Here is a 13696-nt window from a genome sequence, read left to right as displayed (position 1 = left end):
GGGTGCCAGGGTTGGCCACCGCGCGCACGGCCTGGGCATGGGATCGTCGGCGATGCGCCTCACGTCGCTGGGCATCTTTGGCAACCCTCATCGCCTGGGACGAGGGTCTGCCGTGGTCAGCGCTTCAGAAGAGCCGGCGGCACCGTCTTCGGCGAGTTCAAGTCATAGGTGGTATTGCGCAAGGGGTCGAAGGCCTTGCCTTCAGAGGCGTCGAAACCGGGCCCGTTGTTACCTTGGGCGACGGTTCTCTGCACGTCCCCAGGGCCCGTTGGCGCCGCCTCGCCGCGGGTCTCATCCTTAGGGGGCTCGATGTGGTCCACAGCCGGCGTCGACGCGCGTCCACTCGCCTCGATCTGGCGCCAGCGCGCGACATTGCGATTATGCTGGTCGAGGGTTTCGGCAAAGGCATGACCGCCGGTGCCATCCGCGACGAAATAAAGGTCCTTCGTCGCCAGAGGCTTGGCGACGGCTTCCAGCGCGGCGCGCCCGGGATTGGCGATGGGTCCTGGCGGAAGCCCATCGATGACATAGGTATTGTAAGGCGTCGCCTGGGTGATCTCCGAGCGCTGAATCGGGCGCCCCAGCGTGCCTTTGCCGCCGACGAGGCCGTACACGATGGTTGGATCCGACTGAAGACGCATCTTCTTCTGCAGGCGGTTGACGAAAACGCCGGCGACCCGCGGGCGCTCATCAGCTTGGCCCGTTTCCTTCTCGACGATCGACGCCAGGACGACGAGTTGCTCCGGCGAGGCAATCAACGCGCTTGGCGCGCGCGCCTGCCATACCTCCTGCAGTATCCGCTGCTGGTCAGCCATCATCTTGTCGAGAATCTGCCGGCGCGGTGTGCCGCGTGGTACGCGATAAGTCTCCGGCAGGAGACTGCCCTCCGGTGGAATGGTCTTGATCTCGCCTGTCAGGAGATCGTTCTCCATCAGGCGCGCGACGATCTGTTCGCTTGTCAGCCCTTCAGGCACCGTGATGGGATGGAGCACGCTCTTGCCGGTGACCATCACGTCCATGACGTCCTTGAGGCTCGAGCGCTGCCTGAACAGATATTCGCCAGCCTTGATGTCGTCCTTCACGCCATAGAGATGCAGGCCGATCACGAACATCAGCGGGTTTGAAATAACCCCTTCCCGCTCGAGCGTCTGGGCAACCGTCTGGCTACCACCGCGCACGGTGATAATCTTGTCCTCCTGCAGGGGGCCCGGTAGCTGATACTCCAGCCGTCCGATGTAGAAAGCCCCGCCGACAACAACGGCGGCGACGAGAAGGAAGGTCAGAGCCCCGCTCAAACGCGACACGAAGCCACTGCGTCGGCGCTCGCGTCGAATCTGCGGTGGAGGCGGAGGTGCGGCCATGGGCTTGATCGATTCGCTTGGGCTACGGGGAGCGATGCGCAAAGCCCGCATGGGCGCAGACAAAGGCTTAGACCGGGGCTGGCGATCGTCCTTGCGATCATCGCTGTTCATGCGGAGGCTCTGCTCTTCCTCAAGCGACGGGCCTCACGCCCGACGACCAAACTACCGAAAATTGTGGCGAAAGCGCGCCTGTCCCTCGCCAATTCGCAACGGCGAGAGTCGTGGTGTCCACTTGCCGAGTCCATTGAGCCCGGCTCCGGCCGCTATCTATCAACGGATAGTACCTGTCCTTGCTCCCACGATCAATTCCGATAGCCATCGCCGTCATTTCGCACGCATGTGACGCACATATTTTCGACAGCGCGCGAAACGACCAATGGAAGGAGTTGCGCCCGGCCACAATGGCCGCGATACCTAATGAATACGGATCCTATGTGGTCGATCGGCTTAAGCGTCGATCGGCGATTGTCCACACAATCACAAAGACCGGGACAAAGGGGGAAATTGATGCTGACGGAAGCCTTTGAAGTTCTCGACGATCGTTTCGAATCGCTCGTCTTCGGCAATGTGCATCTCGAAAAATTATGGACTGGCAGCCGCTGGGCCGAAGGCCCGGCCTATTTTCCGGCCGGCCGATACCTGGTCTGGTCGGATATCCCGAACGACCGCCTGATGCGGTTTGACGAAACGGATGGTTCAGTTTCTGTTTTCCGGGCGCCCGCCAACAATGAAAACGGGCATACCGTCGACCTTGAAGGGCGTCTCATCTCCTGCGAGCATCGCGGGCGATGCGTATCGCGCACAGAGCATGATGGCCGCAGGACCGTGCTCGCCAGCCACCACGACGGCAGGCGCCTGAACTCCCCCAACGACGTCGTTGTGAAATCGGACGGCAGCATCTGGTTCACCGACCCGACCTACGGCATCGATTCTGAATATGAAGGCGATGCGGCTGCATCGGAGATCGGCGCATCGCACGTCTATCGCCTGTCTGCGGACGGCCAGCTCACAGCCGTGGGCACCGATTTCGTAAAACCGAACGGACTGGCGTTCTCCCCTGACGAACGCATGCTTTACGTCGTCGACACCGGCGCGACCCACGTGAAGAACGGCCCGCGCCATATCAGGCGTTTCGCCGTGTCGCCCGAAGGCGCGCTCTCCGGAGGCGAGGTCTTCGCCACGGCGACGGTGGGACTGTTCGACGGCCTGCGCCTCGACACTGCCGGCCATATCTGGACGAGCGCGGGCGACGGCGTGCATTGCTACCATCCCGACGGCGCGCTCATCGGCAAGATCAAGGTGCCCGAGGTCGTCGCCAACCTGTGCTTCGGGGGGCCGAAACGCAACAGGCTTTACATTTGCGCCACAACCTCCCTTTACGCTGTCTATCTCCGTGCGCACGGCGCACTGAGGCCCGACACCGCGAGATGACATTACGCGGGCCGACGACGAGCCGCGCCGCCGTCGAGCCTGAAGGCAATAGTTAGCATTGCTAAGTATTCGCCAGTTATGGCGCCCCACCGTCAAGACAGTTTGGACAGTCTATGAATTCCACTCCCCAGCGCCTGAAAGACCGCTTCGCCTTGATCACCGGCTCGTCGCGCGGCATCGGCCGCGCCGTCGCCATACACTATGCCCGTGAGGGAGCGACGGTCGCCATCAACGCCGTCTCCCACGGGCAGGCAGCGGACGAGACCCTCGCGGCGGTCCAGGCGGCGAGCGCGGAAGCTGGCTTCGGCGAACGCGATCACCGTGTGGTGCTGGCTGACGTTGGATCAAGCAGCGCCGTCGAAGCCATGATCGCGGCCCTGGTAAAGGGCTGGGGGCGCCTCGATATCCTCGTCAACAACGCCGGCATTCAGGCGCCAGCACCAAGTGACACGGTCAGCGACAACGACCTGCAGCGAATCCTCGGCGTCAATCTACTGGGAGCGGCCTATTGCGCGCGCGGTGCTATACACCATTTCCTGTCCAGACCGGGAGGCGGCATCGTCATCAACACCTCCAGCGTGCATCAAATTATTCCAAAACCAACCTACCTTGCTTATTCGATGAGCAAGGGAGGCATGGCTAACCTCACGCGCACGCTGGCGCTTGAATTCGCGGACAAGAATGTGCGGGTCAACGCGGTGGCCCCTGGTGCGATTACCACTGACATCAACGAAGCCTGGGTGGACGATCCCCGGAAAAGAGCGGACGTCGAGCGTCATATTCCCATGGGCTATGCCGCGAGTTCCGAGGAAATTGCCCCGATCTTCGCCTTTCTCGCCTCGGATGAGGCGCGCTACATAACCGGACAGACCATTTATGCCTGCGGCGGTCTGACGCTGTTTGGCGAGTTCAAAACGAACTGGTCGTCATAAATCTGAAAAAATCGGCGATTGTTACACATTGCAAGCCAACCGCCCTTGGCAGGGCAGGCATGCGTCTCACCAGGAGCAACAGCGTCGACGTATATGATCCCGCGTCGGCGTCTTTCGCTTTAACATACGACAATACATATAGTTTTTTACAACCGCGATAGACCGCCCGACGCGAGGGGCCTGCGTGGCGGAGAGATCGCGAATGCATCGAAAATATCGATTGACGGTACTATAGTAATCAGAAGTAAAGGCTCTTCGAATCCGTATAGCACTTACGCTACGATTGGACGCCGACTTGCCACGATTGGCTTTCGCCGATATATGAAGTCACATACAGCTTGTTCAGCTGGCATGCCTAGCAATTGAATTTGCTGGGAGATTTCCGGAGCTTGATCTGGACTAATTAGGTGGGGGGAGGTTCGCGCGTAAGTAAACAAATGGATCCCGATGAATGGCTGGCAATAAAAGCCTGAATGATGAGGCTCTCGAACTACGACGTCGTGGCGGACGTTGGCTGAAGGCACTTCGTGAAAGCGCCGGTCTTTCGCAGCGGGATTTCGCGCGACTGATCGATATTGAGTATTATACTTTTATCTCACAGATTGAGATTGGCCGCGGTCGAATTCCGACTGAAAAATACGCGGTTTGGGCAAAAGCCCTCAACGTCGACGTGAACGAGTTTATCGTACAGGTTCTGCAGTATTATGAACCACTTATCCACAAGCACCTGTTTTCGGGCAAGGTGTCTGCCCCGGTCTCGTCGGAGGCCAAGGTCGACCAGAATAGTTATCTGGCGCTGAAAAACGAAATCCGCGAATTGCAGCGTCTTCTCGGCAAGAAGACCCTTGAGAACGAGCTTCTGCGCGAGAGGCTTTCACAGCGCAATATAGGTCTGCCGCAGATGGTGAGTCCGACGCCTGCACTCGCCGCCGCGGACAACGACGCCGCTGAGATTTCCGGAGACGGCCGGACAACCAAACAGCGCTTTGAAGATACGAGCGCCTGAAGCCGGCGCGGCGCTCTCTTCACGCGCTCCCAAGCGCCAAGACCGCGCGTCTGCCGACCGCCAGAACCGTTTAGTTGCGCTCACCCTGAATGAAGTCCCCACGAGTCTGACGGGCATGGCCTCCACGGGCTTGGGATAAGCGCGTTGTGCGGGGGCTACGGCTCGCGCGCCCTGCCCCGACGATACCCCGGGAGGAACGGTTCACGGGACGGCCTTTCCAACGAGGCCAGTCCCGGCGCCGGTGGCGCGGTCGTCCACCCCAAGGAAAAGCCAGCCCCTCCGGGCTGGCCTCCTTGATCCGAAAATCGCTGGCCGGCACGCCACAGGCCGATAACTGAGCGAGCCGGTTATGGGGACAGGTGGCCTACTGCGGCAGCTTGTCGTCGATGCCCTTGACGAAGAAGTTCATGCCGAGGATCTGCTCGTCCGACAGAGCTTTGCCGCCCTTGCACTCCACTTCCGAGCCGTCCTGCTCGTAGACAGGACACGCGAAGGGGTGGACCGCGCCGGACTTGATGCCCTCTTCGGTCTCCTTGGCGAGTTTCACCACATCCTCCGGCATGTTGGCGTAAGGCGCCATCCACACCATACCCTCCTTCATGCCGCCCCAGGTATCTTGGGACTTCCAGTTTCCTTCGAGCGCCGCCTTGACCCGCTCGATATAGTAATCGTCCCAATGGTCGACGACGGCTGTTAGCTGCGTCTTGGGCGCGAATCGCGCCATGTCGGAGGCTTGGCCGAAAGCGAGCTTGCCCCGCGCTTCGGCGGCCTGCAGAGGCGCAGGGCTGTCAGTGTGCTGGGTGAGGACATCCACGCCCTGGTCGAGGAGCGCCTTGGCGGCGTCGGCCTCTTTGCCTGGATCATACCAGGTGTTGGCGAAGACGACTTTCAGCTTGATATTGGGATTGATGGCCTGGGCGCCCAGAAAATAGGCATTCATGCCCGCCACGACCTCGGGAATCGGGTAGGCGCCGACATAGCCGATGATACCCGATTTGGACATCTTGGCGGCGATTTGCCCCTGGATGTAACGCCCCTCATGGAACTTCGCGCCGTAGGTCGACACGTTGTCGGCCCGCTTGTAGCCGGTGGCGTGCTCGAAGCGCACTTTCGGATATTTCCGCGCGACCTTCAGCGTCGGCTCCATGAAACCGAAGGAGGTCGTGAAAACCAGGTTGTGGCCGGTCCGCGCCAGCTGCTCGATGGCCCGCTCGGAATCGGCCTCGGGCACGCTTTCCACATAGGTCGTCTCGACCTTGTCGCCGAAAGCCTTCTCGACCGCCTTGCGGCCGACATCATGCTGGTAGGTCCAGCCGTGATCCCCGACCGGCCCCACGTAGATGAACCCGACTTTGAGCTTCTCCTGCGCCGAGGAGGAAACTGGCGAGAGGCCAAGCGCGAGCGCCGCCAAGGCCAATGACATCAATTGCTTCATGAGGCAGCCGTCCCCTGATCCCGAGCTGGAAATGATTGCGGGACACTACATGCGAGCCTCGTGCCACACAATTATTGATGCCGGCTCACATGCCGCGGGAGCAGGTGAGCCTGGGACTTTCCCCAGCTGTTGCGACGCTCGCCACGTCACGCGCATCATCTGTCCGGCGCGAAGGGCTGTCCGAGCGAGCCAGGCGCCGCAGTCGCCCCCTTCCGGCGAAGCGACAGCAGCACGAGTGCGACGATGGTCGCAAGATAGGGCAAGGCCGCGAGCGCCTGGGACGGCAGACCGAAGCCGGCGGCCTGGGCATGGAGCTGCAGCACCGTCGCCGCGCCGAATAAATAGGCACCGATGAGCAGGATCCCGGGCCGCCAGCCGGCAAAGACGACAAGAGCCACGGCGATCCATCCCCGCCCGGCCGTCATCCCCGGCGACCAGAAGCGGGTGTAGACGAGCGATAGATAGACCCCCGCGAGCCCGGCCATGGCGCCTCCGAAGAGAATGGCGATGAGGCGCGTCTTGATGACCGGCAGCCCGAGCGCGTGGGCAGAGCCTTGATTTTCGCCGATCGCCCTCAAGCTCAGTCCAGCGCGGTTGCGCGCCAGGAACCATGCGACCGCGATGGTCGCGGCGAGCGAGATATAGACGAAGGCGTCCTGGCCGAAGAAGAGACGCCCGACGACCGGCAGATCGGTCAGCACCGGCAGGCTGAGATGCGCGATCACGTCCCGCTGCGCCCCCACGAAGGGCTGGCCGATAAGGCCGGAGAGCCCGAGGCCCAGGATGGTCAGCGCCAGCCCCGCCGCGACCTGGTTGACCGCCAGCCCGAGGACGGCGATCGCGAAAACGAGGGCGAGCACCATCCCGGCGAGGATGCCGCACAGGATGCCCGCGATGGTCGAATCGAATGTCACGGCGCCGGCGAAACCGCAGGCCGCGCCCATCACCATCATGCCCTCGACGCCGAGGTTCAGCACCCCTGCCCGCTCCACCACGAGCTCTCCGAGGGCGGCAAGCAGCAGCGGGGTCGATGCCGTGACGATGGTGAGAAGGATGGCCTCGAAAATGGTCATGCAACGGCCCGGCGGCCCGCCGAAATGCGCAGGCGATAGGTGACGAGGGAATCGGCGACGAGGATGGCTATCAGCAGGATGCCCTGGAAAGCCCGCGTGAAATCGAAGGGCACGCGCAGGGCGATCTGCGCCGCCTCGCCACCGAGGATCGTGAGCGCCATGGCAAGGCTCGCGACCAGGATGCCGATGGGATCAAGACGGCCGAGAAAGGCGACGATGATCGCGGTGAATCCATAACCCGGCGAAATGCTCGGCTTGAGCTGGCCGATCGAGCCGCTCACCTCGATGACACCGGCAAGCCCCGCGAGCCCGCCGGATATGGCGAAGACCGCAAGGGTGGTCGCGGCGGGCGAGAAACCGGCGAAACGCGCGGCACGCGGCGCCTCGCCCGTGACGCGCAACCGATAGCCGAACAGGCTGAAACGCAGGATGAAGGCCGCAGCCAGAACGACCAAGATGGCGATCGCGACGCCCGCGTGCAGGGTCAGATCGCCAAGCATCGGCAGTGTGGCGGAGGGATCGAAGGTCACGGTCTGGGGAAAGTTGAAACCCTTGGGATCGCGCCAGGGGCCGCGGACGAGATAATCGAGCCAGTATTCAGCGACGTAGACAAGCATGAGGCTCGTCAGGATCTCGCTGACGCCGAACGCGACCTTCAAACCCGCCGCGATTAGCGCCCAGAGCGCGCCGCCCACGATCCCCGCCAGCAGCATCGCCGGCAATACCCATAGACCCGCATCGCTGCCATGGGTGACCAGCGCAACCCAGCCGCCGCACAACGCGCCGACGACATATTGCCCCTCAGCGCCGATGTTCCAGAGGTTGGCCCTGAAGCAGAACGACAGCCCGACGGCGATGATGACGAGGGGCGTCGCCTTGAGCGCCAGCTGCTGGAGCGCCCACGCGTCCGACAGCGACTGCACCACATAAACGTCGAAAGCCCCGACGGGCGAGCGCCCCATCGCGGCCAGGATGAGACCGCCGATCAGGAAGGAGACCGCGAGCGCCGCAAGGGGGGCGAGAATGCGCGCCACAGGCGAGACATTGCGCCGTGGCAGAAGTTCAATGCGCATGTGTCGCACCTTTATGCGCCGCGCCCCTGCCTTCGGCCTGCGCCGCCGCCCCGGCATGCTCCCGGGCGCCGGCCATCGCGAGGCCGATCGCCTCGCGCGTCAGACGTGACGTGGGCTCCGCGACGGTGAGTTCGCCCGCATGAATGACGGCGATGCGGTCGGCGATCTCGAACAGCTCATCAAGATCCTGGCTGATGACGATGACCGCCGACCCCTTGGCCGCCAGATCGATCAGCGCCTGACGCAGGGTCGTCGCCGCCCCCGCGTCGACGCCCCAGGTCGGCTGGTTGACCACCAGTACTGCGGGCTCCCGCAGGATCTCGCGGCCCATGACGAATTTCTGGAGATTGCCACCCGAGAGTGTCTCGGCGCGCGGGTCGACACCCTCCTTGCGGACATCGAAAGCCTTGATGATACGGGCGGCCCATCGGCGCGCGAGGCCTGCGTGGACGACCCCTCCGGTCACGAAGCCGTCCGCGCCGTGCAGCGACAGGAGAGTGTTTTCTCCCAGCCGGTGCGAGGGCACGGAACCATGGCCGAGGCGTTCCTCGGGCACGAAGGCCCCGCCCCGGTCGCGCCGGGCGGTGATGTCGCGATGCCCAATCGCCTCGCCGTCGAGCAGGATGGCGCGGTCGTCACAGAGACGTTCGCCCGAGAGCGCGGCGAAAAGCTCGCTCTGGCCATTGCCGGCAACCCCGGCGATACCGACGATCTCGCCTCCCCGCACGCTCAGCCCGACGTCCTGAAGATCGATGCCGTGCGGCTCTTCCGAAAGCAGCGACAAGCCCGTCACGACAAGCCGCTCGATGCTCATGTCATGGGCGGGCGCGGGCTTCACGTCCCCGATCTCGGCGCCCACCATCAATCCGGCGAGATGGCGCGCGGAGACCGAGGATGGATCGAGCGTCGCCACGACGCGCCCGGCGCGCAGCACCGTGGCGCGGTGGCAGAGCCGCCGGACCTCCTCGAGCCGGTGGGAGATGTAGAGAATGGCACAGCCGCGCGCGGCCAGGCGCTGCAACGTACCGAAAAGGTCCTCCGCCTCCTGCGGCGTGAGAACCGAAGTCGGCTCGTCGAGGATGAGGAGCTCGGGATCCTGAAGCAGGCAGCGTACGATCTCGATGCGTTGTCGCTCACCGGCCGACAGGGTCCACACGGGTCGGTTCAGATCCAGCGCGAGGTCGAATGTACCCCCGAGATCGCGGATCCGGCGGGCGATGGTGTCGAGCGAAAGGTCCGGCGACAGCGCCACGGCGACATTTTCGATGACGCTGAGATTGTCGAAGAGCGAAAAGTGCTGGAACACCATGCCGATGCCGAGAGCCCGCGCCGCCATTGGCCCGTCGAGGGAAACGATCTCGCCCTTCCAGCGGATCTCGCCCTCGGTCGGTTCGATCAGCCCATAGAGAATTTTGACGAGGGTGGATTTTCCCGCCCCGTTCTCACCGAGCAGCGCATGGATCTCGCCCGGCCCGATGGTGAGGTCGACCGCGTCATTGGCGAGGAGATCGCCGAAGCGCTTCGAGATGCGCTCCAGCGAGACGAGCGAGGGCGACGAGGATTGCGGCAGGCCGTCGGTGAGCGACGACGCGTCCTCCATCACGGCAGAAGAACCGTGGCGCCGGTGGTCGTCCGGCCCTCCAGAGCCCGGTGCGCGGCCTCAGCGTCGGCGAGCGCATAGCGCTTCTCAATTCGCACCTGCACAGCCCCGCTCTGCACCACATGGAACAGGTCCGCCGCCATGTCGACGAGATCTGAACGCCGGGCGATATAGGCGTTCAAGGAGGGGCGTGTCGCGAACAATGACCCCTTCTGCGACAGAATATTGATATTGAACGCGTCGATCTGTCCGGACGATGATCCGAAGCTGACAAACATGCCGAGAGGCGTGAGACAATCGAGCGAGGCCGGGAAGGTCGCCTTGCCGACACTGTCATAAACCACCGCGCAGCCCTGACCGTTGGTGATGTCCCTCACGCGTTTCGCGAAATCCTCTTCGCGATAGAGTATGACGTGGTCACAGCCGTGGGCCTTGGCAAGCTCGGCCTTCTCGGGCGATCCCACTGTTCCGATGACGGTGGCGCCGAGATGCTTGGCCCATTGCGTCGCGATGAGGCCGACGCCGCCCGCCGCCGCGTGGAACAGAATGGTCTGGCCCTCTTCCACTTTGAAGGTACGCCGCAACAGATATTGCGCGGTCAGGCCTTTCAGCATGATCGCGGCCGCAGTCTCGAAATCGATGGCGCCTGGAAGGTGGACGAGAACCGACGCGGGAACGAGACGCTCCTCGGCATAGGCGCCGATGGCGCCAGCATAGGCGACCCGGTCGCCCGGCACGAACTCGTCAACCCCCTCGCCGACGGAGACGACTTCACCCGCACCCTCGGAGCCCGGAATGAAGGGCGTCGGCAGGGGATAAAGTCCGCTACGGTGATAAACGTCGAGAAAGTTCAAGCCTATCGCGAGTTGGCGAATCCGTACCTCGCCCGGGCCGGGCTGGCCGACCTCGACATCCTCAAAACGCAAGGTCTCGGGCCCGCCGGGGGCGTGAACGCGTATGGCCTTCATGATCAACTCCTTATGGCGCGCGCATGTTAGCTATGCAAGTGGCGCCGGAGCAACGATTTCGCGAATAGCATATACTACAAATGCGCAATGTAATTTACTCCCGAAAAGCCATGAACCCGCTCCCCTCTTCCGCCACGACGCCATCCAACCTTTTCACACCAAAACTCGTCACCGTATGGCGCGAGGGCTATACGCTCGCGCGCCTTCGCGCCGACGCGGTCGCGGGGCTCACGGTGGCCGTCGTCGCCCTGCCCCTGTCCATGGCGATCGCCATCGCAAGCGGCGCCTCGCCGGATCGCGGCCTGGTGACCGCGATCATCGGCGGTTTCATCATCTCGGCCTTCGGCGGCAGCCGCTTTCAGATCGGCGGTCCGGCAGGCGCCTTTATCGTGCTTGTCGCCGCGACCATCTCGCGCCACGGCTACGACGGCTTCCTGCTGGCCACCATCATGGCCGGAATCATCCTGATGCTCGTCGGGGCCCTGCGGCTCGGTACCTACATCAAGTTTATCCCGCATCCGGTCACCGTGGGCTTTACCAGCGGCATTGCCATCATCATTTTCGCAAGCCAGATCCGCGACTTGCTGGGCCTGACGCTTCCAGGCACCGAGCCGGCGGCGCTCATCCCCAAGCTTGAGGCCCTGGGCGAGAGCATCAGCACGATCAACCCCGCAGCCGCCATCCTCTCCTTCGGTGCGATTGCCCTTATCGTCGGACTGCGAAAGCTGCGCCCGGGCTGGCCGGGCTTCCTGATCGCCGTGGTGCTGGCAGCCGCCGTCACATCGCTGCTCGGCCTTCCCGTCGAGACGATCGGCACGCGCTTCGGTGCCATCCCGGATGGACTGCCGGCCCCGCGCCTGCCCGACATCACCCTTGATACCGTCGTCGCGGTGATGCCGGACGCCCTCGCCATGGCGCTGCTCGGCGGTATCGAGTCGCTGCTCTCGGCCGTCGTCGCCGATACCATGACAGGCCGCCGGCATCGCTCCAATTGCGAGCTGGTTGCCCAGGGCGCGGCCAATATCGTCACCGCATTGTTCGGCGGGTTGATCGCGACAGGCACCATCGCCCGTACCGCCACGAATATCCGGGCGGGCGCCACGAGCCCCGTGTCGGGCATCCTGCATTCGATATTCCTGTTCCTGTTTCTCCTCTTCGCGGCATCGCTGATCGCCTATGTGCCCCTCGCGGCGCTCGCCGCCGTGCTCGCGGTCGTCTGCTGGAACATGGCCGAGCGCCATGTCTTCGTGCAGATCCTCAGGCAATCGCGCGGTGAGGCACTCGTGCTGCTCGCGACCTTCCTGGTCACGATTCTCCACGACCTCGCCATGGGCATCGCGGTCGGCGTCGTCATGGGCAGCTTCCTGTTCATGCACAGGATGGCCGATCTCGTCTCCGTGTCGACGGGCGGCGCCAGCATTGCCGCCGGCAGTGCCGATATACCCGACAGCGAAGTGGAGGCGCCTTCCTACAGCGCATCCGGGGATGGCGACGTGCAGGTCTATCAGATCTCCGGCCCGCTCTTCTTCGGCGCGGCCTCGACGATCGGGTCGGTCCTCGAGCGGATGGGCATCTTCCCCAAGGCGGTCGTGCTCGATCTGTCACCGGTCCCGCTCGCCGATTCCACCGCGGCGCTCTCCTTGAAGCTGGCCGTCGATACGCTCAGGAGCAACGGCGCCACAGTCGTCGTGTGTGGCGCGAAGCCGGAGGTGCGCCATATTCTGAAGCAGGAGGGGCTGAAGCCGCCGGTTGTCTCCTATGCGCCGGATGTGGAGAGCGCCCGCGCCCTCGCCATCCGAACGATCGGAACATTGGCTTCCACGCCCTGAGCAGCGCCCCCGCCCTCAGCGCTGGGCCGCGCGGCGCTTGCGCCGGTTTCGCCCGGCCCAGATATTGATGGCCTCGACAGCTGCGGCGAAAGCCATCGCCGCATAGATATAACCGCGCGGCACGTGCAGGCCGCCGCCATCGGCGACAAGCGATACACCGATGAGGATCAGGAAGCTCAGCGCCAGCATCTTGGTTGTCGGATGGCGCGTGATGAAGCCGCTGACGGCGCCGGCGGCCACATACATGACCGCCATCGAGATGACCACGGCCGTCACCATGATCGAGATGTCCTGCGCCATGCCGATCGCCGTCACGATCGAATCGACGGAAAAGACGAGATCGATGATCGCGATCTGCAGGATCGCCATGCCCATCCCGCCCGGCACCGCCGCGTCGTTGTCGTTCTCGTCTCCCTCGATTTCCGCATGGATTTCGTGGGTCGCCTTGGCGATGAGGAAGAGCCCGCCGGCGAGAAGAATGATATCCCGCCAGGACACGCCGTGACCGAAGACGGTGAACACCGGCTGCGTCAGGGTCAGTATGAGGGTCAACGTGAAGAGCAGCAGCACGCGAAAGACGAGGGCGAGCAGCAGGCCGATCCGTCGGGCGCGCTCCGCTTGAGCCGTCGGCAGGCGTGAGACCAGCACCGAGATGAAGACGACATTGTCGATGCCGAGCACGATCTCCATCGCGCTCAGTGTGACAAGAGCCGCCCAGCCACTCGGATCCGACATCCATGCAAACATGCCCGGCGCTCCATTATTACGGAGATATCACGATGACTTCTGCAGCAATTCGCAAGCTAAGTCATCGTTGCCCAGTTTTGTGAAATTCCAAAGAACAAACCCCAGGCAGTGCGCGTATCTTCTCAACCTGCTCTCTGTTTCGGCGAAAAATGCCTGTCGTGCCCACCGTCCAGACGCTGTATCATGCTGTGCGACGAAGTTTGAAGTGGCGCCTGATCGGCGAGAACGCTACCACCGCAGC

General features: G+C 63.3%; 11 protein-coding genes. 4 read left to right on the top strand and 7 right to left on the bottom strand.

The window, feature by feature from the left end; all coding sequences use genetic code 11:
- Positions 1–116: 116 nt before the first annotated feature.
- Positions 117–1472: an endolytic transglycosylase MltG gene (gene mltG / locus KIO74_RS03650; protein WP_502762013.1), complete on the bottom strand. Its 1356-nt coding sequence runs from the start codon at positions 1470–1472 to the stop codon at positions 117–119.
- Between the two features lie 396 nt (positions 1473–1868).
- Between mltG and KIO74_RS03645 the strand changes: the two genes are divergently transcribed.
- The 3 genes from KIO74_RS03645 to KIO74_RS32610 all read left to right on the top strand — a co-directional run bounded on the left by KIO74_RS03645 (position 1869) and on the right by KIO74_RS32610 (position 4730).
- On the top strand, positions 1869–2792 hold the full coding sequence (locus KIO74_RS03645) for an SMP-30/gluconolactonase/LRE family protein (protein ID WP_213330612.1): 924 nt from the start codon (positions 1869–1871) through the stop codon (positions 2790–2792).
- A gap of 113 nt (positions 2793–2905) precedes the next feature.
- Positions 2906–3724, top strand: coding sequence for an SDR family oxidoreductase (locus tag KIO74_RS03640; protein ID WP_213330610.1), 819 nt, complete (start codon positions 2906–2908; stop codon positions 3722–3724).
- Between the two features lie 451 nt (positions 3725–4175).
- The gene (locus tag KIO74_RS32610) at positions 4176–4730 is read left to right on the top strand and encodes a helix-turn-helix domain-containing protein (protein WP_502762012.1); all 555 of its coding nucleotides are present in this window, start codon (positions 4176–4178) and stop codon (positions 4728–4730) included.
- A 364-nt stretch (positions 4731–5094) separates the two neighbouring features.
- Here the strand turns inward: KIO74_RS32610 and KIO74_RS03630 are convergent, their stop codons facing one another.
- From KIO74_RS03630 to KIO74_RS03610, 5 genes are all read right to left on the bottom strand, one after another.
- Positions 5095–6153 carry a BMP family ABC transporter substrate-binding protein gene (locus KIO74_RS03630; protein WP_502762011.1) on the bottom strand — a complete coding sequence of 353 codons (1059 nt, stop codon included), beginning with the start codon at positions 6151–6153 and terminating at the stop codon, positions 5095–5097.
- Positions 6154–6320: 167 nt separating this feature from the next.
- Positions 6321–7238, bottom strand: coding sequence for an ABC transporter permease (locus KIO74_RS03625; protein WP_213330606.1), 918 nt, complete (start codon positions 7236–7238; stop codon positions 6321–6323).
- Positions 7235–8311 (bottom strand): ABC transporter permease, encoded by a 1077-nt coding sequence (locus KIO74_RS03620; protein WP_213330604.1) that lies wholly within the window; start codon positions 8309–8311, stop codon positions 7235–7237. Before KIO74_RS03620 ends, KIO74_RS03625 begins: the two co-directional genes overlap by 4 nt.
- Complete coding sequence (locus KIO74_RS03615) at positions 8301–9911, bottom strand: ABC transporter ATP-binding protein (RefSeq protein WP_213334032.1); 1611 nt, start codon at positions 9909–9911, stop codon at positions 8301–8303. The genes KIO74_RS03620 and KIO74_RS03615 overlap by 11 nt, the downstream gene beginning before the upstream one ends.
- The gene (locus KIO74_RS03610; RefSeq protein WP_213330602.1) at positions 9911–10879 is read right to left on the bottom strand and encodes a quinone oxidoreductase family protein; all 969 of its coding nucleotides are present in this window, start codon (positions 10877–10879) and stop codon (positions 9911–9913) included. The genes KIO74_RS03615 and KIO74_RS03610 overlap by 1 nt, the downstream gene beginning before the upstream one ends.
- 110 nt (positions 10880–10989) lie before the next feature.
- Between KIO74_RS03610 and KIO74_RS03605 the strand changes: the two genes are divergently transcribed.
- Positions 10990–12708 carry a SulP family inorganic anion transporter gene (locus tag KIO74_RS03605; protein WP_213330600.1) on the top strand — a complete coding sequence of 573 codons (1719 nt, stop codon included), beginning with the start codon at positions 10990–10992 and terminating at the stop codon, positions 12706–12708.
- Between the two features lie 15 nt (positions 12709–12723).
- On the opposite strand, the gene KIO74_RS03600 is transcribed toward KIO74_RS03605, so the two are convergent.
- A complete protein-coding gene (locus KIO74_RS03600; RefSeq protein ID WP_213330598.1) occupies positions 12724–13455 on the bottom strand; it encodes a TerC family protein in 732 nt (243 codons plus the stop codon).
- Positions 13456–13696 lie beyond the last annotated feature (241 nt).

This window comes from Chelatococcus sp. HY11 (assembly GCF_018398335.1).
GTDB lineage: Bacteria > Pseudomonadota > Alphaproteobacteria > Rhizobiales > Beijerinckiaceae > Chelatococcus.
The sequence above is the reverse complement of the archived record's forward strand: the minus strand, read 5'-3'. Positions and strand labels throughout refer to the sequence as shown.

Bases quoted from the DNA above. Each gene is read 5' to 3' on its own strand.
- mltG (WP_502762013.1), bottom strand. From the start codon at position 1,472: ATGAACAGCGATGATCGCAAGGACGATCGCCAGCCCCGGTCTAAGCCT.
- KIO74_RS03645 (WP_213330612.1), top strand. From the start codon at position 1,869: ATGCTGACGGAAGCCTTTGAAGTTCTCGACGATCGTTTCGAATCGCTC.
- KIO74_RS03640 (WP_213330610.1), top strand. From the start codon at position 2,906: ATGAATTCCACTCCCCAGCGCCTGAAAGACCGCTTCGCCTTGATCACC.
- KIO74_RS32610 (WP_502762012.1), top strand. From the start codon at position 4,176: ATGGCTGGCAATAAAAGCCTGAATGATGAGGCTCTCGAACTACGACGT.
- KIO74_RS03630 (WP_502762011.1), bottom strand. From the start codon at position 6,153: ATGTCATTGGCCTTGGCGGCGCTCGCGCTTGGCCTCTCGCCAGTTTCC.
- KIO74_RS03625 (WP_213330606.1), bottom strand. From the start codon at position 7,238: ATGACCATTTTCGAGGCCATCCTTCTCACCATCGTCACGGCATCGACC.
- KIO74_RS03620 (WP_213330604.1), bottom strand. From the start codon at position 8,311: ATGCGCATTGAACTTCTGCCACGGCGCAATGTCTCGCCTGTGGCGCGC.
- KIO74_RS03615 (WP_213334032.1), bottom strand. From the start codon at position 9,911: ATGGAGGACGCGTCGTCGCTCACCGACGGCCTGCCGCAATCCTCGTCG.
- KIO74_RS03610 (WP_213330602.1), bottom strand. From the start codon at position 10,879: ATGAAGGCCATACGCGTTCACGCCCCCGGCGGGCCCGAGACCTTGCGT.
- KIO74_RS03605 (WP_213330600.1), top strand. From the start codon at position 10,990: ATGAACCCGCTCCCCTCTTCCGCCACGACGCCATCCAACCTTTTCACA.
- KIO74_RS03600 (WP_213330598.1), bottom strand. From the start codon at position 13,455: ATGTTTGCATGGATGTCGGATCCGAGTGGCTGGGCGGCTCTTGTCACA.